General features: G+C 46.5%; 14 protein-coding genes. 13 read left to right on the top strand and 1 reads right to left on the bottom strand.

What is annotated here, in order from left to right; genetic code table 11:
• The first annotated feature begins 126 nt into the window (after positions 1-126).
• Complete coding sequence (gene alaS, locus Q0G26_RS03955; RefSeq protein ID WP_293828797.1) at positions 127-2,748, top strand: alanine--tRNA ligase; 2,622 nt, start codon at positions 127-129, stop codon at positions 2,746-2,748.
• Positions 2,749-2,917: 169 nt separating this feature from the next.
• Here the strand turns inward: alaS and Q0G26_RS03950 are convergent, their stop codons facing one another.
• Entirely contained in the window at positions 2,918-6,115 is a 3,198-nt protein-coding gene (locus tag Q0G26_RS03950) for an autotransporter outer membrane beta-barrel domain-containing protein (protein ID WP_293828795.1), read from the bottom strand.
• A gap of 395 nt (positions 6,116-6,510) precedes the next feature.
• On the opposite strand from Q0G26_RS03950, the gene Q0G26_RS03945 reads away from it, so the two are divergent.
• The 12 genes from Q0G26_RS03945 to Q0G26_RS03890 all read left to right on the top strand — a co-directional run bounded on the left by Q0G26_RS03945 (position 6,511) and on the right by Q0G26_RS03890 (position 19,746).
• Positions 6,511-6,870: a hypothetical protein gene (locus tag Q0G26_RS03945; protein ID WP_293828792.1), complete on the top strand. Its 360-nt coding sequence runs from the start codon at positions 6,511-6,513 to the stop codon at positions 6,868-6,870.
• A 230-nt stretch (positions 6,871-7,100) separates the two neighbouring features.
• Positions 7,101-8,783 (top strand): AAA family ATPase, encoded by a 1,683-nt coding sequence (locus Q0G26_RS03940; RefSeq protein ID WP_293828790.1) that lies wholly within the window; start codon positions 7,101-7,103, stop codon positions 8,781-8,783.
• Positions 8,784-9,800: 1,017 nt separating this feature from the next.
• Complete coding sequence (locus tag Q0G26_RS03935; protein WP_293828789.1) at positions 9,801-10,607, top strand: CpsB/CapC family capsule biosynthesis tyrosine phosphatase; 807 nt, start codon at positions 9,801-9,803, stop codon at positions 10,605-10,607.
• A gap of 55 nt (positions 10,608-10,662) precedes the next feature.
• The gene (locus tag Q0G26_RS03930; protein ID WP_293828787.1) at positions 10,663-11,313 is read left to right on the top strand and encodes a polysaccharide biosynthesis/export family protein; all 651 of its coding nucleotides are present in this window, start codon (positions 10,663-10,665) and stop codon (positions 11,311-11,313) included.
• A gap of 11 nt (positions 11,314-11,324) precedes the next feature.
• Positions 11,325-12,812: a GumC family protein gene (locus Q0G26_RS03925; protein WP_293828785.1), complete on the top strand. Its 1,488-nt coding sequence runs from the start codon at positions 11,325-11,327 to the stop codon at positions 12,810-12,812.
• Entirely contained in the window at positions 12,800-13,519 is a 720-nt protein-coding gene (locus Q0G26_RS03920; RefSeq protein WP_293828783.1) for a CpsD/CapB family tyrosine-protein kinase, read from the top strand. The genes Q0G26_RS03925 and Q0G26_RS03920 overlap by 13 nt, the downstream gene beginning before the upstream one ends.
• Before the next feature lie 77 nt (positions 13,520-13,596).
• Positions 13,597-15,567, top strand: coding sequence for a nucleoside-diphosphate sugar epimerase/dehydratase (locus Q0G26_RS03915; protein WP_293828780.1), 1,971 nt, complete (start codon positions 13,597-13,599; stop codon positions 15,565-15,567).
• An 11-nt stretch (positions 15,568-15,578) separates the two neighbouring features.
• Positions 15,579-16,076: a hypothetical protein gene (locus Q0G26_RS03910; RefSeq protein ID WP_293828778.1), complete on the top strand. Its 498-nt coding sequence runs from the start codon at positions 15,579-15,581 to the stop codon at positions 16,074-16,076.
• 29 nt (positions 16,077-16,105) lie between these two features.
• On the top strand, positions 16,106-16,783 hold the full coding sequence (locus Q0G26_RS03905) for a PIG-L deacetylase family protein (RefSeq protein WP_293828776.1): 678 nt from the start codon (positions 16,106-16,108) through the stop codon (positions 16,781-16,783).
• Positions 16,780-17,454 (top strand): sugar transferase, encoded by a 675-nt coding sequence (locus Q0G26_RS03900; RefSeq protein WP_293828774.1) that lies wholly within the window; start codon positions 16,780-16,782, stop codon positions 17,452-17,454. The genes Q0G26_RS03905 and Q0G26_RS03900 overlap by 4 nt, the downstream gene beginning before the upstream one ends.
• 19 nt (positions 17,455-17,473) lie before the next feature.
• Positions 17,474-18,679 carry a hypothetical protein gene (locus Q0G26_RS03895; protein ID WP_293828772.1) on the top strand — a complete coding sequence of 402 codons (1,206 nt, stop codon included), beginning with the start codon at positions 17,474-17,476 and terminating at the stop codon, positions 18,677-18,679.
• Positions 18,679-19,746 (top strand): ATP-grasp domain-containing protein, encoded by a 1,068-nt coding sequence (locus Q0G26_RS03890; RefSeq protein WP_293828770.1) that lies wholly within the window; start codon positions 18,679-18,681, stop codon positions 19,744-19,746. The genes Q0G26_RS03895 and Q0G26_RS03890 overlap by 1 nt, the downstream gene beginning before the upstream one ends.
• Positions 19,747-19,759 lie beyond the last annotated feature (13 nt).

The raw sequence follows: 19,759 nt of genomic DNA, 5'->3' as shown, positions 1-19,759 counted from the left end.
CAATTGCTTGCGCTTATTGACATTCACAGGTAAAAATTATATAATTTTTTTATATGCAATCTTTGTTTGCTGCGGCATTTTCCGCAGTAATGCAGTATTATTTTTCGAAGGAGCGAATGAACTACTATGAAATACATGACTGGTAACGAAATCCGCGAAAAGTTTTTGAAATTTTTCCAAGATAGAGGCCACCTTATGCTTCCGAGTGCTTCCCTGATTCCTCAGGATGACCCGACTCTGCTGATTATCGGTGCTGGCATGGCACCGTTCAAGCCGTTTTTCACCGGCAAAATGAAACCGCCTGCTACTCGTATCACCACCTGCCAAAAATGCGTGCGTACCGGTGATATTGAAAACGTTGGCCGCACTGCGCGCCACCATACCTATTTTGAAATGCTGGGCAACTTCTCCTTTGGCGATTACTTCAAAAAAGAGGTTATCCCCTGGAGCTGGGAGTTCCTGACCGAGGAGCTTGGCCTGCCTGCCGACAAGCTGTACATCACCATCCACACTGAGGATGATGAAGCTTTTGATATCTGGCACAATGTTGTAGGTGTTCCTGAAGACCGTATTGTACGCCTGGCTGATAACTGGTGGGAGATTGGCAGCGGTCCGTGCGGCCCTGACTCCGAAATCCACATCGACCTCGGTCCTGAACGCGGCTGCGGCAAACCGACCTGCGGCCCCGGCTGTGACTGCGACCGCTTCCTGGAAATCTGGAACCTGGTATTCACCCAGTTCAACCAGATGCCTGATGGCACCTACCCGCCGCTGAAAAACAAGAACATCGATACCGGCGCCGGCTTAGAGCGTCTGGCAAGTGTTGTTCAAGGCAAGCCGTCCAACTTTGAAACTGACCTGATTTTCCCGATTATTGAATATGCAGCTAAGATTGCCAATGTTGAATATGGCAAGGACAAGGCTAACGACGTATCCCTGAAGGTTATCGCTGACCATGTACGCAGCATGACCTTTATGATCGGCGATGGCATTCTTCCGTCCAACGAAGGCCGTGGCTATGTACTGCGCCGCATCCTGCGTCGTGCTATCCGTCACGCTCGCCTGCTGGGCATCAACGAGATGTTCCTGACCGGTGCTGTTGATGTTGTTATCGGCATGTTCGGTCACGCTTACCCCAACCTGGTAGAGAAGGCTGACTTCATCAAAAAGGTTGTGGAAATGGAAGAAACCAGCTTCCTGCGCACTCTGAAACAGGGCTGCGAGCTGCTGAACGAGGAGATTGAAAAGCTGAAGGCTGAAAACAAAACCGTGCTCGACGGTGCAACTGCTTTCAAGCTTAATGATACCTTTGGCTTCCCTTGGGAACTCACTGAAGAAATCCTGGAAGAAGCAGGCATGACTATGGATAAAGAAGGCTTCGACGCTGCGCTGGAGGTTCAGCGTAAAATGGCGCGTGAAGCACGCAACGATAAAGAAGGCCGTCCGGTTGTTTATAACACCAGCGGCATCAATGTTGCTGAGCTGAAGGTTGACGAAGCTGCAACCGAAGCTAAGATTGTAAAAATGTATCCTGCGCATGACGCACAGCCGATTGAAAACGCTGCTGACGGCACTGATGTTGCTGTTATCTGCGACGTTACCGCTTTCCATGCTGAGGGCGGCGGCCAGCTGGGCGATATCGGTACTATTACCGCTCCGACCGGCGTTATCGCTGTAAATGTTACCAAGAAGCTGCCTGATGGCGCTGTTATTATGATCGGTTCCGTAACCGAAGGCACTGTTGCTGTAGGCGACGCTGTTACCTTTGCTGTAGACAAGGCTCGCAAGATGGATATCGCGCGTAACCATACCGCAACCCATCTGCTGCATGCTGCTCTTAAGCAGGTGCTGGGTGCTCATGTTAACCAGGCCGGCAGCTATGTTGGTCCGGATCGTCTGCGCTTTGACTTCTCCCACTTCTCTCAGGTTACTGCTGAGGAGCTGAAGGAGGTTGAGGCTATTGTCAACGAGCAGGTACTGGCTGGCAAGGCTGTTAATATTGAAGAGCTGCCGATTGAGGAAGCTAAGAAGAAGGGGGCAACCGCTCTCTTCGGCGAAAAGTATGGCAACATCGTTCGCGTTGTTACCGTGCCGGACTTCTCCATGGAGTTCTGCGGTGGCAGCCATGTAAGCAATACTGCACAAATCGGTATGTTCAAAATCGTGAGCGAAGGCTCCAGCGGTGCAGGCGTGCGCCGTATTGAGGCTGTTACCGGTCATGGTGCTGTGGCTCATGTAAATGCTACCGAGGCAATGGTAAACGGTCTGGCTGCTGAGCTGAAATGCCGCTGCTGCGACGTTCCGACTCGTCTGGAGGCTCTGCAATGCGAGCTGAAGGCTGCTCAGAAGAAGGCTGAAGAGCTGGCTGCAGAAATTGCTAAGGCTCAGGTAAGCAATGTTGCTGACCAAATTAAGGATGCTAACGGCGTTCCTGTGCTGGTGCAGAAGGTTAATGCTGACAGCGTTGACGCTCTGCGTAATCTGGGTGACCAGATGCGCGATAAGGTGGGCGGCGTTGTTGTGCTGGCTGCTGTTATGGGCGAGAAGGTAAGCATTCTGACCATGGCTACTAAGGATGCAGTTGCTAAAGGCGTACATGCGGGCAATATCGTTAAGGCTGTTGCTAAGCTGTGCGGCGGCGGCGGCGGTGGCCGTCCGGATATGGCACAGGCTGGTGCTAAGGACGTAGCTAAGGTTGATGAGGCACTTGCTGCTGCCTTTGATATTGTTGCTGCTATGGTGAAATAAGCTTAGCGCTGAATATTACGTATAAAAATAAACTGACGAGGCAATTTTGCTTCGTCAGTTTTTTTGTGTTTATGCAGTTATGATATTTTCAGGTGGTTCGCTAATAGTTTACCTGTCAGCAGAAGCTATGCTTAGCGTAGCGGATAGGCTGTTTTAAAAAGGTTGGCGCTTAGAAGTCGAAGCGTGCGCCGATACGCCAGGACCAGTCCTTGCTGAAGCCGCTGCCGCTAGCGCGTTCAGCGTCCATGAAGAGATGGCTGGCGTGGCCAGCCTTGATATCAAAGCCCAGGCCGTATTCCCACCAGCTGCCGTTGCTGTCGCCATTGCAGAAGTCGCTCTTAACACCCTTGTAGAAGGCAGCGCTGACGCGGTCGCCAAGCTCGGTGTTGTAGCGCACCTTGGCATAAACCTGGCTTTGGTCGCCGATATTTTGGCCAACGTCCACGCCCATGCTGAGGATGGCGCTGTTCAGATGGTCACTTGCTACATGTACGCCATTGGAGGTGGTGAAGGCTTTGTTGTACAAGCGTCCCAGCGTAAACTGAGCGTTGGGTGTTACAAAAAGACCATGGTTGTTTTCCAGGCGGTGGCCATATTCCGCACTTGCCTGCAGGCCGTGACTTTTGGCGCTGCCATTGACGCCGTCCAGCTTGAAGTCGTTGTCGTAAGAGCTGTAGCGGAGAACATAGTCAGCGTAGGAGCCGGATTGTGAGGTGTGCGTATGGTAGGCAGTGAGGGCGCCGCCGCGGATGTCACTGCGACCACCGGCAACCTGCAGCGCGTCGCTGACCTTGTAGCCATCCATGCTGCTGCTGCCTTTGATATAGGTGAAGGCGAGGCCGCTGAAGTCACGTGTTTTTTTAGCGTTTGCCGCAGTCAGGTGTTCGTCCGAATTATGCTTGAAGTCGTAGCCGATGGTGTAGGTTTTGACCTTGGCGTCGCTGCCGTAAATACCGCTGCCGCTGATATCAGAATTGCTCATCCTGGTCCACACGCCTGCGCGTTCTTCGTCAAAGCAGGTGATGCCCAGGCGCTTGGTGAGACGCTCGCTTTGGTCACGCCACAGGTAGTAGTTCATATTGTGGGCCTTGATGGTGCCAGCCTCGTCGCGGGTGGGGCCTTTGGGAGGAGGTGTGGGGTTGGTATTCTTCGCCAGATACCAGTCGGTGGTGTAGCCTGTTGTAGTACTTTCCTTCTTATTTAACTCGTAGATGTTCCAGGTGAGGTTGTCATCGGAGGCAGCCTTGAAGTCGCCGCTTTCGTTGACTACGCTCACCAATACGGTACCTTCAGCGTTGCCAGTCAGGGAAGTTGCGCCGTTCACCTCGTTGAGGTACAGGCAATGCGTGCCGTTGTGGTTATTGATGAACAGCTTGTCGGCGGTAGAACCGTCGGTGCTGCTTTGGCTGTCGTCGTAATCCAGTTTGATGGTGCCGCTGCCGCTAAGTTTGTTGATTTTGAGCTTTTGGAAATCATGGTCATGCGTGCGGCCGATGGTGCTGCTACCAGCCATGTCTACAGTTGCAGCTTCATTGTGCTGTGTGAGGTCAATGATGCTGTTGCCAGCCATTTCTACGTTTGCCACTTCACTGTCTGCAGTGACATTCCAGGTAGCGTCCTTCATCTTGAGGTTGGTGCCTTTTTCCGAAAAGCTGGTATCACTGAAGCTGAAGTCAGTAGCGGTGGAGGCTTTGTCTAAAATTTTACCGGTCAGCGTGGAGCGGCCAGCCTGTCTGCCGGTAGCGTTGCTTGCCTGGCTTGCAGCACTGCCATCGCCCAGGGTGAGATATACCTCGTTGCCTTTGTCGGTGTAGATGTCGCCAGTAATGTTGACCAGCGCGGTGGTGTTATCCTTGTTGATGCTGATGCTATTGCCTGTTGCAGCATCCGGATTGGCTTTGATAACAATGTTGCCGTTGATGACAAGCTGGTTATTGGCCTTAATGTCAATGTTACCGGCATTGACGGCAGTGCCATCATACTCTTCTACCAGGTCCGGGCGAGAGGGATTGATAATGCCGCCGCTGCCAATAGCAATCTTTGCGTCTTCTTTTTCTACTACCTGAGCATTTTTGAGGTAGTTGGTATTTTTGTTGGTGATGGCCAGGTCATTGCCTTCGATGTTTACGGTAGCACCGGCGCTGGCAGCTACTGTGGCAACGTTGCCGTAATTGCTGTTGATGACGGCGGTGTCAGCCTTTACGTTGATCAATGCTTTGTTGTGGGCATTGATAGCGTTCGTGTTGGCGTTGAATTCGGCATTTTCAGCATAGACATTGATTTGCGATTTATGCAGGATGTAGTTATCAGCTGTTTTGCCGTCAGCGATGGTGGCGCTGTATCTGTTGTAGCGGCTGGTCTCTTTCTCCTCGTAGATATAGGAGCTACTGTATAGGTTCATGTTAGCGTAGTTTTTTTTGCCTTGTTCGTCTTGGTATTGATCGAATTTGAGAGTTTTAATTTTATTATCAGCACTGCCAAGGTTGACGATGGCACTTGTATCACTGTAAACGGCAGCAGCAGTTGGACCGCTGGTGGCAGCAGCAATGGTGAGGGTGTTGCTGTTGATGTTGACTTGAGGCCAAGGAGTATTGGTTTCCCAGCTACCATCCTCTAGTGTATTTATATTGTCTACGCTGCGTGCGGTGGCAAGGATAGCGCGCCCAGTTGAGGTGATTGTTGTGTTTGTCGCGTTGATGTTAATGATGCTGCCATAGTCGCAGGTGATGGTATTGTCTTCGGTTGCAGTGAGGTATCCTTCATATTCTGAAACGCGATTGATGTTGCTTGTAAGATTCAGGGTACCGATGTCAGTGAGATCTACTTTGCCTCTAACATCACTGTAGATAGCGCTGACGGTGCCGGAGATATCAACGTTTTTGATGTTATTGAGGTACAGGCCGCCATTAGTTTTGTTGCCTTCGTTAGCTTCTAAACCGTAGGTGCCGTTTGTGATTTTCAGTGTATCAAGGTCATGGACTGATAATTTTTTGGTTTGTGTAGCGATGATATCGCCGTAGAGCGTAAGTTTTTCGCTTTTTGTTGCACCGGCTACATTATACGAATTCCATTGCCAGCCTGAGTTTGTATATAAAGTGGTTCCTAAAGATGCAAATTGAGCTCCTGGTTGAGTAGGCAATCCAAAGGAACTAGAGTAGGCAAAGGTGCGATAGATGCTTCTGTCCGCATTTAATGTTGCGGTTTGGGTTTCCTCATCCCATGTAGTGGTGTCATCATTGGCCATATCCCAACCATTGTAGTAGTATTCGGCTGCATTTACTTCTCCTGCGAAGGATGAAGATAAAATGGTCAGCCCGACAGCAAAAGCCAGCAGGCTTTTGCTCCGTTGGTGTAAATAATTTCCCATAATGTTTGTATTCCTCCCTTATTTTCATAAATACCCTAATAAAGTCATGATAAGTTTTCCCTAATAAACTTACTTACTTTAGTTACTTAATTCACTTACTTAATAGAATACTAGGGTATATTGTTAATGACAAGTAAACTTTTTGTGAAATATCTATGAATTAAAGCCTATAAACGCTCTATGCTTTTGCGGTATTTGCCATATTTAATAGTAAATAGGTAAAGCTTTTAGCATGTACATAAGGGGCTGGCAGGTACAGCGAAGGTGATGAGCAATAATTTTACTATGTATTTTTTGACAAGCAATCCATTTTGTGCTAAATTCATATTAGCAGAAGTTTTTATTATGAACGGGGCGTTGGCCTCGCGTGTGTATATATGAAGGAGGTTTTTATCATGGCAGAAGATTTTGTTGGCGTTAGCGGTTCTTTGAATGAAAGCTTTGTGGGCGCAAGCAATGATAAGCTGTTTGAGGTGCCGTTTGAGGCGCTGGAGGTGCGCATGGCTAAGGAAAAGCCGCAGGTTATGCCAGGGCTGACTGCTTTGAAGAAGGCAATGTCTGCGCCTGCGTTTGCGCGCCTGATCAGCCCGCTGCTGAATATTAACCTGGGCGAGGATGCACTTTTGCTTGTCGCTGGTGATGAGCGTGTGCGCACGGAGCTGATTGGCAAGTATTTGCCGGTGCTGAAGGCGGCGTTTAATGTGAGCAATGTGCGTGTTGTTGGTGGTGCGCGCAATGGGCTGGATGCTTATTGAAGGCTTTGGGGTGGATGCCCGTGCCTTTTTAGTGTGAATTAATAAAGAACGTCGTGAGGTTATGGGCTTGATGTTTGCCCCCGATACCAGATGCATGGTATTGGGGGTATTTTTATGTTATGCAGCCAGGAGTATTACAGAAGGCGTGTAGAATTATATCGACAGGGGAAATGGTCGCAGGCGCTAAAAGATGTTATAATATAGGAAGAAGCAAAGAAAGGGGAATTCTCATGCAACAGACAAGACTGCCGCTGCCTGTCGGCACTACTGACTTCAAAAGAATCTGCCGGGAAAATTATTATGTCGACAAGACGTTGCTTATAAAGGACCTGCTTGATGAAAAGGTGAGCAACATTCTTTTTACGCGTCCGAGGCGTTTTGGCAAGACCTTGAACATGGATATGCTCCGTACTTTCTTTGAGAAAACAGACGCAGATACCAGCAGCTATTTCAAGGATAAAGCAATCTGGCAGCAGGGCGAAAGCTATAGGCAGCAGCAAGGTCAATATCCTGTTATCTTTTTGTCGCTGAAGGATATAAAGGCGCAAGATTGGGAAACAGCATATGAGCTGTTGAAAATGATTATCAGCTCCGAGTATGCAAGACACCCGGAATTGCAGGCTGGTAATGAGATATCCCAACAAGACAAGGATTTTCACGAAAAAATAGTCAATAAAAATGCTAATAAAGCAGATTATATGCTCAGCCTGCAGATTCTCAGCAGAATGCTTTATCAGCATTACAAAAAGGCTCCTGTGATAATCATTGACGAGTACGATACTCCTATCCAGGAAGGCTTCGTCAATAATTACTATAATGAAGCTATTGAGTTTATCAGAAATTTCTTTTCGGCTGCTTTGAAGGATAATCCTTATATAACTATGAGCATTATGACGGGTATCCTGCGTGTCGCTAAAGAAAGCATCTTCAGCGGGTTGAATAATATCCGCGTTGATTCTGTACTTGATGATACTTTTAGTGGTTATTTTGGATTCACTGAGGGTGAGGTCAAGACTATAACGCAGTATTATAATGTAACTGAAAAGCTGGCAGAAATCAAAAGCTGGTATGATGGCTATAGGTTCGGCAGCACTGAAATCTATAATCCGTGGTCGGTGATTAATTATATAACAAGCAGCTGCAAGGCTATCCCGTATTGGAGCCAGACTTCGGAGAATACTATTATTCATGAAATACTGAAGAAGTACAATGAAGCAACTTACAGGAATCTTCATGAATTGCTTAAAGAAAACGGGCAGGTAAGCTCTGTAATTAAAACGAATATAATTTATCCTGAACTTAAGGGGCCTCAGACAGATATTCTTGGTTTTCTTCTGATGACAGGTTACTTGAAGGCAACGGAAATGACTCTTAACGAAGACGGTGAGCATTTATGTCGGCTCAATATTCCCAATAAGGAGATACGCACGATCTATCGTAAGGAAATTATTAGTCTGCTGATAGCGGAAGTCGGTGATATGACGGTAACGGATTTAAGAGACGCTTTATTAAATAAGGATAGTGCTGTCATCAAAGAGACGCTGGGAAGATTTATGATGCAGACAATCAGCTATTATGACGGGCTTAGGGAAAGCTATTATCATGGCCTTATGCTGGGACTTATAACTATCTTTGAATATACTCACTTTATCCGCTCCAATAGAGAAAGTGGAACTGGCAGATATGATATTCAGCTTATTCCTAAAAACGCAGGTATGCCAGGGATTATTATTGAAATAAAAGCAGGTGAAGCAAAGGACGATGATGGTGCTTTGAGCAAGCTGGCGCAGGTTGCGTTCGACCAGATTGAAGAAAAGAAGTATGATACTGAGTTGCGTTCACTGGGTGTAAGTGTTATACACAAATACGGTATTGCGTTTGCCAATAAGAGAGTTGAGTTGAAGACGAATTAGATATTGTTTTTTACAGCAAAAAAGCCGCCTGCGAAGGCGGCTTTTGGTGTGTAGTCTTGCCTGCCCCTTGGGGAAGGTGCCGAGCGAAGCGAGGCGGAAGGGGGCGGAGAGGGGACTGGGTGGTGTCGCAATTAAATATCGTTCCAGTCAGTAGCAATTTTCCCGTGCCATGGGGCACAACGCAAATTTCGTGCGGAACCAGGACGAAGCTTCGGTAAAATTTGTCAGACGGTAAGAGAAAGTTACGTACCCTTGCTTCTATGGTTCCAAGCACTCATTTGCTAAAATTGCTATTCCTTACACGATATGTTAATTGCTCGTCTAGCTTTCTTGCCTGCCCCTTGGGGAAGGTGCCGAGCGAAGCGAGGCGGAAGGGGGCGGAGAGAAGGTGTCACAATTGATATATCGCGTTGCAACCCTTCCGTCTGCTCGCAAAGCTCGCAGCCACCTTCCCTTTCAGGGAAGATATATCAGACCTGCGGAAGGCTAAACTTCACAAATCTGATTAACTTTTATATGCTCCCTGCCGTCGCAAAGCGACATTAGCACGACCAACAGTTTCTCGCAGCGCAAGCTTGCGACAAACTGGGTCTTAGCGTCAGGGAGCTGGCATCGCCGCAGGCGATGACTGAGGGTTGTGCCACCTCGCGATACTGCCGAGCGCATCTCGACGGAAGGGGGCTGCGAACCGCGAAGAATTTCTCCGATATTTTACAAAAACCTAACCAGCATTTTAGAATATTTTTGACTTTATCTGTTATATTAATAATGTAGACTGCTAGTACTGAATGCATGAAATAAAATAATATCATATAAAGCATACTTGAAAAAACAGCGGATAAAACGGTGCGTTGTCTAATGTATACAGTAAAAAATCTTATTTGAACTGATTGACTCCAAAACTTCAAAGTAGTACAATATTCTTAAATGTAACTGAGTTTGATTCTTCTTATTTTTGTACATTAGTATTACGTAAAATAAAATCAGGCTCTAGTATAAACAAAGGTAAGATTTCTCTTGATCGATATTCATTCCCACATTATTTTTGGAATAGATGACGGCAGCAAGGACGAGGCGATGAGCCTTAGAATGCTGCAGAAGGCTGTGGCTTCCGGTACGACTTCTATTTTTGCAACGTCGCATTTGCTGCAGGCTGCCAACCATCCTGCTTGGCAAGATTTTTTAGTTGGGGCAGAAAAACTGCGCGCTTTGGCGAGTGAGCACAATTTGCCGTTGGCAATTTATTCCGGCTGTGAGGTGTTTATGGATTGGGATTTGCTGGATATTATTGCTGAGAATGGCAGTTTTTGCCTGAATGGTGAAAATTTTGCTACAGCGCAGACCAGTTATATCCTTGTGGAGTTACCTATGTATTTCATACCGAATTATGCTGATGATTTTTGGTATGAGCTGCGGTTGAAGGGGGTTGTGCCGATTTTAGCACATCCGGAGCGTTATACTGAGTTAATGGCGAAGCCGGACCTGCTACTTCGTTGGCGACGTGAGGGCTTGCTGCTGCAATGCAATATTGGCAGCTTTGCAGGGCATTTTGGCGTGCAGGCCGAGCAGGCGGCGAAGCTGCTTTTGGCTAACAATCTGGTGGATTTTGTGGGCAGTGATGCGCACAGGGACAGCGGGCGCGATACGGATATGCGCGCCGGTGCTGCTGTAATAAGGGAGCTGGCCGGAGAGGCCACACTGCAGCAGCTGACGCAGATTAATCCGCAGAGGATTATTGCTGGCACTCCTTTGGAAGTTAAGGCACCGCAGCAGTTAATTGCAAAGGAAAAGAAATCTAGATGGTGGAACAGGTTATTTAAATAATAAATATACCGTTTTTTTTTTTTTTTGTTTAAAAATTTTTATTAAGGAGTATAAAATGAAAAAGTCATTAGTAGTATTGGCATTGGCGCTGGCTTTAGGGACAGGCAGCGCTGCACAGGCGCAGGATTATGTGATGTGCCCTGGCGATGTGCTGCAGGTTGTGGTATATGGTCACGAGGATTTGAGTACGCTGGCGGGTAATACACAGAATTCGCCGTATGTGGTGCGCCCCGACGGCAAGGTGTCGTTCCCGCTGATTGGCGATGTGGATGTTACGGGCAAGACTGTGACGCAGTTCCGTGAGGAGCTGGTGAGCCGCTTTGGTTATTACCTGGTGAAGCCGCAGATCAGTGTGAATGTGGTGAAGCTGGGTACTACGCGTGTGTATGTGCTGGGCGAGGTTAAGCGCCCGGGCCTGTTTGAGCTGGAAAAGAGCCACCGCGTGCTGGATGCACTGGCTAAGGCGGAAGGCTTTACTGAAAAATCTGCCAAGAGGAATGTCTTTTTGGTGCGTGCCGGTTCTACCGAGGTGCAGCAGCTGAACATCAACAATTATTTGAGAAAGGCTGACCAGAGCGCAAACCTGGAGCTGCATGAGGGCGACTGCCTGTATCTGACCAGCAACCATAAGGTTATCTTCAGCAAGGATATTATGCCTTTCCTGACCGGTGCATATTATATCAACGAAATTAAAAACGATGATTGAGGAGAATAGATGTGAGTAAGGATTTACATAATGACGAAGAGATTACTATAGACCTGCTGGAGATAGCCAATATTTTGAAGCGCAATGCAGGCAATATCGCCCGCGTTACCGGTGTTTTTGTGGTGGCAGCAGGCGTGTACCTGGCTACAGCAACTCCGGTTTATGAATCGCAGGCTTTGCTGCGCGTTAAGCAGCCTAAGGGCATTGGTACCAGCCTTTTGGAATCCATGCCGATGGGTAATGCGATGGCCAACACCCAGCTGATGAATACCTATGCGGAGATTTTGAAGAGCCGCAGTGTTGTAGAACCCGTAATCCAAAAGACGGAGCAGCCTAATAAAGAAGGCAAGTATCCTGCTTATGATGCTTATGTGAAGGGACGCATTACTACCGCGCCTTTTAAGGATACCGAAATTATGCAGCTGACGGTGCGTGCAAATACGCCGGAAAAGGCACAAGAGGCTAATAAGCTGATTGTGGACGGCTTTTTGAAGCGTTTGACGGACCTTTCACGTGACCAGCAGAAGGCTACCCGTGGCTTTTTGGAGGAGCGTGCTGTGGCTGCCAAAAATGAGCTGCAGACTGCGGAAGATAAGCTGACGGATTATAAGAAGAAAAATGATATTATTGCTCCTGATGATGCTGTGAAGCTGGCGAGCGAGAAGATGAGCATGGTGGATAAGCTGAGCGCGGAAAACAAGGTGGCGCTGGCAACTGCCAATGCGCGCCTGGCAGCGGCGAACGGCCAGCTGCAGGGCGAGGCTGTTTCCATTGCGGATAACAAGACGATTCAGAGCTATAATGCGAAGCTGGCAGAGCTGGAGGGCGAGCGTATCAGCTATATGGATAAATATACTGCCAACCACCCGAAGGTGCAGCAGGTGAACCAGGAGATTGCCGGCCTGAAGGCTAAAATCCAGAACGAGATTAACAAGGTTGCCGCTTTGCAGGCTCCCAGTGATAACCCGGTACACCAGCAGCTGCTGGCCAGCAAGTTCAGCAGCGAGGCGGAGGCGAGCGTGGCACAAAGCAACCTGGCCAAGCTGGCGCAGATTGACGGCGAAAACAAGAACGGCTTAAAGGAGCTTTCCGATAAGGAGCAGCAGTTTGTTGGTCTGCTGCGTGATGTGACGGTGGCTAACGAGATTTACGTTATGCTGGCCAAACGCCTGGAGGAGGCCAAGGTTGCGGAAGCAAGCGTTGCTACCGAGGTGCAGGTGGTGGACAGCGGCACGCTGCCGGAAGCCCCTGTGAAGCCGCGTAAGGCGATGACATTGCTTTTGGCAGCACTGCTGGGCATTTTGGCAAGCAGTGGCTTTGTAGTGGTGCGCGAGCTGCTCAACAGAACGATCAAGACTGCCGATGATGTGGCACAATATCTGGATTTGCCGGTTTTGGGCAATGTACCTGATTTGGAGGACTTGCAGAAGAATATGCAGGAGAAGGATAAAAAACCTGGCCTGGCAGTGAGAATGTGGAGGAAAATATGGAAGGCTTAAACCTGATTGCTCATAATGATTTGAAGAACCCGGCGACGGAGGCATACCGTGTTATCCGCACCAGTATCCAGTTTGCGCAGGCCGGTAAGGAGCTGAAGACGCTGGCTGTTACCAGCTGCACACCGAACGAGGGCAAGAGCATGACTGTTGCTAACCTGGCGGTGGTGCTGACGCAGGCAGGCAAGAGCGTGCTGCTTTTGGATTGCGATATGCGTAACCCGACTGTGCACAAGAATTTTGGCCTTTCCAATAAGCTGGGGCTTTCCAGCTGCATCAGCATGGGCACTCCGCTGAGCGCTGCAGTGCAGGCTACGAAGGTGGATAACCTGTATGCGTTGACAAGCGGCGTGATTCCGCCGAACCCGAGCGAGCTGCTGGGCAGCGAGCGTATGCGGGAGCTGCTGCAGGAGGCCAGAGAGGTTTATGATTATGTGCTGATTGACCTGCCGCCGGTGCTGCCGGTTGCGGATGCACTGATTTTGGGCGCTATGGTGGACGGCGTGGTGCTGGTTATTGACAGCGGCGAGGTGAAGGTTGACCTGGCGCGCGATGTGAAGAACCAGCTGCTACATGCCGGTGCCAATATTTTGGGCGTTGTGCTGAACAAGGTGCGCAGTGAGCACCATGGCTATGGTTATGGCTATTACTATTATTATGGAAGCAAAAGTTCATCTGGGGGGGGACGCTGGGAAGTAAAAGGAAAGTAAGCTAAGGGGCGGACTTTTTGATTTGCGTTGTTTTGTTAATTGATGTGTTTTAAAGAAAGTGTTTGTGATATGTTTTTATGATGAGTATTAATGAAGTTGGCAAGAGAATTAGAATAAGATGGCTGCTGATGGCTTATGACAGCGTAATTTTCCTGCTGGTGGTTGCCTTTATGGTGAGCTCTTATGGCACTAACGCCAAGACGGTGACACAGTTTGTGGCGACGATTGTAGCATCGCTTATCTGCCTGCTGTTTTGCCGTATCGTGGGCAATGTTTACCATATGGTAATCCGCTATGGCGGCGTGGGCGTGTATATGCGCCTGTTTGCTACGGATTTGGTTGCGCTGCTGTTTTACTTCCCACTGAAGCATATTTGTGGCCTGGAACATATGGAAAGCAAAAGCTGGCTGATTATCATCCTGCTGAATTTGCTGGGTGCTGTGGGCATCCGCCTGATGTACCGCTATTGTTACCGTTATGGCGTGCGCAAGGACAAGAAGGGTGAGTTCCTGCGCTGGCTTTTGGTGCTGTGTGCCGGTGAGACGGTTATCAAGGAGCGCCGCAATGAAAACAAGCGTATCCGCGTAGCGGTGCTTGGCGCAGGCCGCCTGGGCGCAGCCCTGGCGGACGAGCTGCTGAGCAATGACAGTGCTCCATATGTGCCGGTTTGCTTTATCGACCAGGATATGCACAAGGTGGGACGCGAGATTATGGGCCTGCCAATTTACGCTGAAGGCGAGGACACCCTGGACGATATTAAGGAAATGGGCGTGCAGGAGATTGTTTTTGCCATCACCAATATTGTGAATACGCAGAAGGAGCTTTTGTTTAACTTCTATCGTAAGGCAGGCTACAAGGTTAAGGTTTATGATTTTTCCGTGGCAGATATTGCCAAGAGCGGCAAGCGTATGCTGCGTGAGTTTGATATTGACGAATTGCTGTTCCGCCAGCCTATTGTGGTAAATAACGAGCTGGTGGAAAGCTACTATAAGGATAAGGTGATTTTGGTAACCGGTGGTGGTGGCAGTATCGGCAGCGAGCTGTGCCGCCAGCTGGCGAAGATGGCACCGAAGCAGATTGTAGCGCTGGATATTTATGAGAACGGCGTTTATGACCTGCAACAGGAGTTGCGTTTGCTTTATGGCAAGGAGCTGGATTTTAAGGCGGAGATTGCCAATATCTGTAACGAGGGTTCCATGCGCAGGATTATGGAGAAATACCACCCCCAGATTGTGGTGCATGCTGCTGCGCATAAGCATGTTCCTTTGATGGAAAAGAACTGCATTGAGGCGGTGGAAAACAATGTTTTTGGTACGCTGAATGTGATTAAGCTGTGCGAGGAATATGGTGCGCAGCGCTTTATGATGGTTTCCACAGATAAGGCGGTCAACCCCACGAATATCATGGGTGCGACCAAGCGTATGTGCGAGATTATCGCCAGGGCGCACAGTGCCAGCGGCAGCAGCGTTGTCTTCAGCGATACGCGCTTTGGCAATGTGCTGGGCAGCGCAGGCAGTGTTATTCCGCTGTTCAAACGCCAGATAGCCAATGGCGGACCGATTACGCTGACGGATAAGCGCATTATCCGCTATTTTATGACGATTCCGGAGGCCAGCCAGCTGGTGCTGCACAGTGGTGCAATTGCCAAGAACGGCGAGCTGTTTGTGCTGGATATGGGCCAACCGATTAAGATTTATGACCTGGCGGTGAATATGATTAAGCTTAGCGGGCTGGAGCCTTTCCGCGATATTGATATTATCGAGACAGGCCTGCGCCCCGGTGAAAAGCTTTATGAGGAGCTGCTGGTGAAGAGTGAAACGCTGCGCAAGACAGATAATGACCTGATCTTTATTGAGAAGGACGAGCCGATCAGCATGGAGGACTTGCGGGAGCGCTTAGAAATTCTGCGTGAGGCTATCCGCTCCAACGATGATGAAACAGTGCGTGCTGCGATGCGCAGGGTTGTGCCGACGTACAAAACGCCGGAAGAGGTTAACTGCAAGGCTGCGCAGGCGGCGGAGATGCAGAATGCGAAGGTTGTAGAATAGAGGTAAGAGACATGTCTAAAAGCTTACTAATTATCGGAGCTGGCGGTCATGGCCAAGTTGTTAAAGAGGTCGCTGAAGCGCTTGGATATGACAAGATAGCTTTTCTTGATGATAACAGTGTTGAAGCGATTGGCAAGATTGCCAATTCAAAAAGCTTTGTGCAAGAGTATCAAGCTGCTTTTGTAGGTATTGGCAATAATAAGTTCCGCAATGAATTACTGCAAAGGTTAGAGCAAGAGGGCTATGAAATACCTGTGTTGCTTCATCCAACAGCCTATATTAGCAAAACAGCGGTTATAGGCAAGGGAGCAGTGGTAGAGCCAAAGGCAATTGTCAATGCGAACAGCAGAGTTGGCGTTGGTTGCATTATTTCTGTAGGTGCTATTGTTGACCATGATGTAGTTTTGGAAGATTGTGTGCATGTTAATGCAGGAGCAATTTGCAAGGCTGGTAGCTTTGTAGCAAAGGAAACGAAGCTTGAGGCTGGGCAGGTTGTGAAAGGATATTAAGTTAATTATTAAGCAAAGAAGGTTGTAACATGAATTATTTGGTAGTAGTTGCGCATCCTGACGATGAAGTTTTAGGAGCTGGTGCAACGATTCATAAGCTGATTAAACAGGGGAACAAGGTTGCTGTTGCTATTATGGTAAGTCAGGCTGCAGCGCGTAAGGATTTATCTTCCAGCTTGGCTGAAGATGAAAAGGAAGCGCTGGACATTTTAGGCGTAACGAAGACCTATCATGCAGACTTCCCGAATATCAAGATGAACACAGTACCGCATCTTGAGCTGGTGCAGTTTATCGAGAAATGCATTATGGATTTTAAGGCGGACGCTATTATTACGCATCATCCTGCCGATACTAATAATGATCATGTTATGACGTCTTATGCTGCTCAGGCTGCATGCAGACTGTTCCAAAGGAGGGATGATGTGCCGGGATTGAAGGAACTCTTATATATGGAAGTTCCTTCTTCTACAGAATGGTCCATTGATTCGTCCGCAAATGATTTCAGAGCTAATACCTATTTCGAAGTTGGTAGAGATGGTTTAGATGTCAAGCTTAAGGCTTTGGCTGCATACAAGGGAGTTATGCGTGCATATCCGCATCCGCGTTCTAATGAAGCATTGGAAGGCCTTGCGGCTTATAGAGGTGCGCAGTCTGGTTGCAAGTATGCAGAAGCGTTTGAGAGCGTGTTGAGAAGAATAGTGGAGTGATTTGTTTGTATAGATGTTTTTTTAAAAGATTTCTCGACATTGTTTTGTCATTGGCAGGCATTATTTTATTGTCACCTCTATATATAGTTTTATCTTTGATGGTATGGCGTGGCATGGGCAGACCAGTGTTGTTTTCTCAGGAGCGTATTGGTAAGGATGAAAAAATATTTAGACTTTACAAATTTAGGTCTATGACAAATGAGAGAGACAAAAATGGAGAGCTTTTAAGTGAAGAGAAGCGTTTAACAAAGTTTGGCATTGCATTGCGCTCTACGTCGTTAGATGAACTGCCTGAATTGTTCTCTATATTGAAAGGCGATATGTCTATTATAGGACCTCGTCCTCAACCAAAATTTTATCTTCCGTATTATAACGAGGAAGAAAGAAAAGCACACAAAGTGAGAGGCGGCTTATTGCCACCAGATAGTTTATGTGGTGAGTGCCAATGCGATTGGGAAACTCAGCTCAAATATGAAGTATATTATGCTGAAAACGTTTCCTTGGCACTGGATGTAAAAGTTTTGTTTTATACTTTTATTATTTTATATAAAAGAATGCAGCATAATTATGGCGCTGATGATAGACCTATGTTAAATAAATACCGTGCTGGAAAAAATTTTACCCCTGAGGAAAAAGCTAAATGGGCTGCAATGGGGATTGAAATTAATTGATTACTAGTGGAGCATAAAGATGAGTAGCAAAGAATTAAAAACACCATATTATATGTTTTATGCAGATGAGTTTATTAAGAACTATAAGGACTTAGAAAACTCGATGAAAGCAGTATATGAGAATTACCAAATAGCTTATTCCTTTAAAACTAATTACACACCTGCTGTTTGTAGTTTGGTAAAAAGCCTTGGAGGATATGCGGAAGTTGTATCAGATATGGAGTATTCGTTAGCTCTGAAAATAGGATATGCTCCACAAAAAATTGTTTACAATGGACCGGGAAAAGGAAGTCTGTTAGAGCATTGCCTTTTAAATGGTGGACTTCTTAATATTGATAATTTTAGGGAGTTGGAACAGGTTTACTTTATTGCTGAGAATAATCCTGATAAAAAATTAGAGATTGGCATAAGGGTTAACTTTGATATAGGTAATGGCCTTCATTCAAGGTTTGGCTTGGATAGTGAAAATGGTGATTTTCAAAATGCACTATCGATAGTGGATAAAACACCTAATCTGCAAGTGAGAGGACTTCATTTCCATATTAGCCGCGCAAGAGGTCTTGACTCTTGGAAGAATAGAATCATTGGTATGTTGAAGTTGGTTGAGAAGCATAACTTGTACAATCTGCAATATATTGATTTAGGTAGTGGAATGTATGGAAAGCTCGATCCTGAATTACAGGAGCAGTTTGGTGATACACCTAGTTTTGACGATTACGCTAATGTTGTTGCTTGGGAAATGCAGAAATTTTATTCCGATAAGCTGATAAAGCCTATGCTTATAACGGAACCTGGAACAACAATTGTATCAAAATATTTTCATGTATTTATGAAAGTATTGGATATTAAGGAGATTCGAGGGAAGAATTTTGCTTTACTAGATGGCAGTTTTCATAATGTAGGCGAAATTTGTGGCTTGAAAAAGGTACCTATGAAGGTCATAAACGTAAATAATGACAAAAACTATCAAGATGTAGACTTTGTGGGTTATACATGCTTGGAACAAGATGTGATTTATTCTGGATATAATGGCAACTTAGGAATAGGCGATATTGTTGAAATTTATAATGTTGGTGGTTACTCCATTGTTGATAAACCTCCTTTTATTCATCCGGATATTCCTATTTATATGTTGTTGAAAGATAATGTTAGCTGTATTAAAAGAGAGCAAACTTTAGAGGATATTTTTGCTCCGTATGAATTTGTAGCTGTGGAGGCGCAATAATGTTGAAACCTATTACTGTGATGATGAGTGCAAGTGGTTCGCAGTTTGCACCCGGGATTATAAAGTGCTTTAAGGATAATGGAGAGCGTGAAATCACTGTCATCGGTGGAGATATGAGCAATGATCCTACTAATAAATTTTTAGTAGACAAATTTTACACTGTACCTGCAGCTAAAGATTCTAAGTATGTAGATGTATTGCTTGATATATGTAAGAAGGATCATGTTGATATTTTTGTGCCGCAAATGTCTGCTGAATTGCCAGTGCTGTTGGAAAACATTAAGCGTTTTGATGAAGCTGGCGTTAAGGTTTCTATGACGCGTAATGATAGCTTATATATTGCTAATAATAAATTGAGACTTTTTGAATTTATGAGTGCGCATGGGATACCGGTATCAAGATATTCAATAATAAATTCAATAGATGATTTTGATTCTTCGATTAGAAAAATAGGTTATCCAGACCAGCCAGTTTGTGTGAAACTAACTGAAAGCAGTGGTGCGCGAGGGGTTCGTATTATTGATGATAGCAAATCAAAGTATGAAATATTTGCGCACGAAAAACCGGATTCTTTTTATATTTCTTATGATGATATGAAGAAAACACTAGAAGAAGCAGAAATTTTTCCGGAGCTCATGGTAATGGAGTATTTATCTGGTGATGAGTACGATGTTGATTTAGTTGCAGAAAATGGCAAAGTATTGTATATGGCAGGAAGAAGAAATCCTGTTATGGTGATGAGCATAACTCAAGAATCTATACTTGAGAAAAACGACGAAGCATACAGCATTGCTGAGGCTGTAGTTGAAAAGCTTGGCTTAGATGGAAATATTGGTATTGATTTTAAATTTGCAGAAGATGGCAGTTGCAGACTTTTAGAGATTAATCCAAGAATAGATGCTACCGTTTCAATTTTTGCTGCAGGTGGCTTAAATTTGCCATATCTACAGGTTAAGCGTTTAATGGGTGAAGAGTTACCGAGTGTAGATATTAAGTATGGCACAAGGTTAAAAAGAAGATATTTAGAGACTTTTACAGATGCAAGTGGAGAGCTTATAAATTGGTGATTTAGAAAGGGAT

The sequence above is a fragment of the uncultured Phascolarctobacterium sp. genome (assembly GCF_934190775.1).
Taxonomy (GTDB): domain Bacteria; phylum Bacillota; class Negativicutes; order Acidaminococcales; family Acidaminococcaceae; genus Phascolarctobacterium_A.
This window is presented reverse-complemented; position numbering and strand designations above follow the sequence as displayed.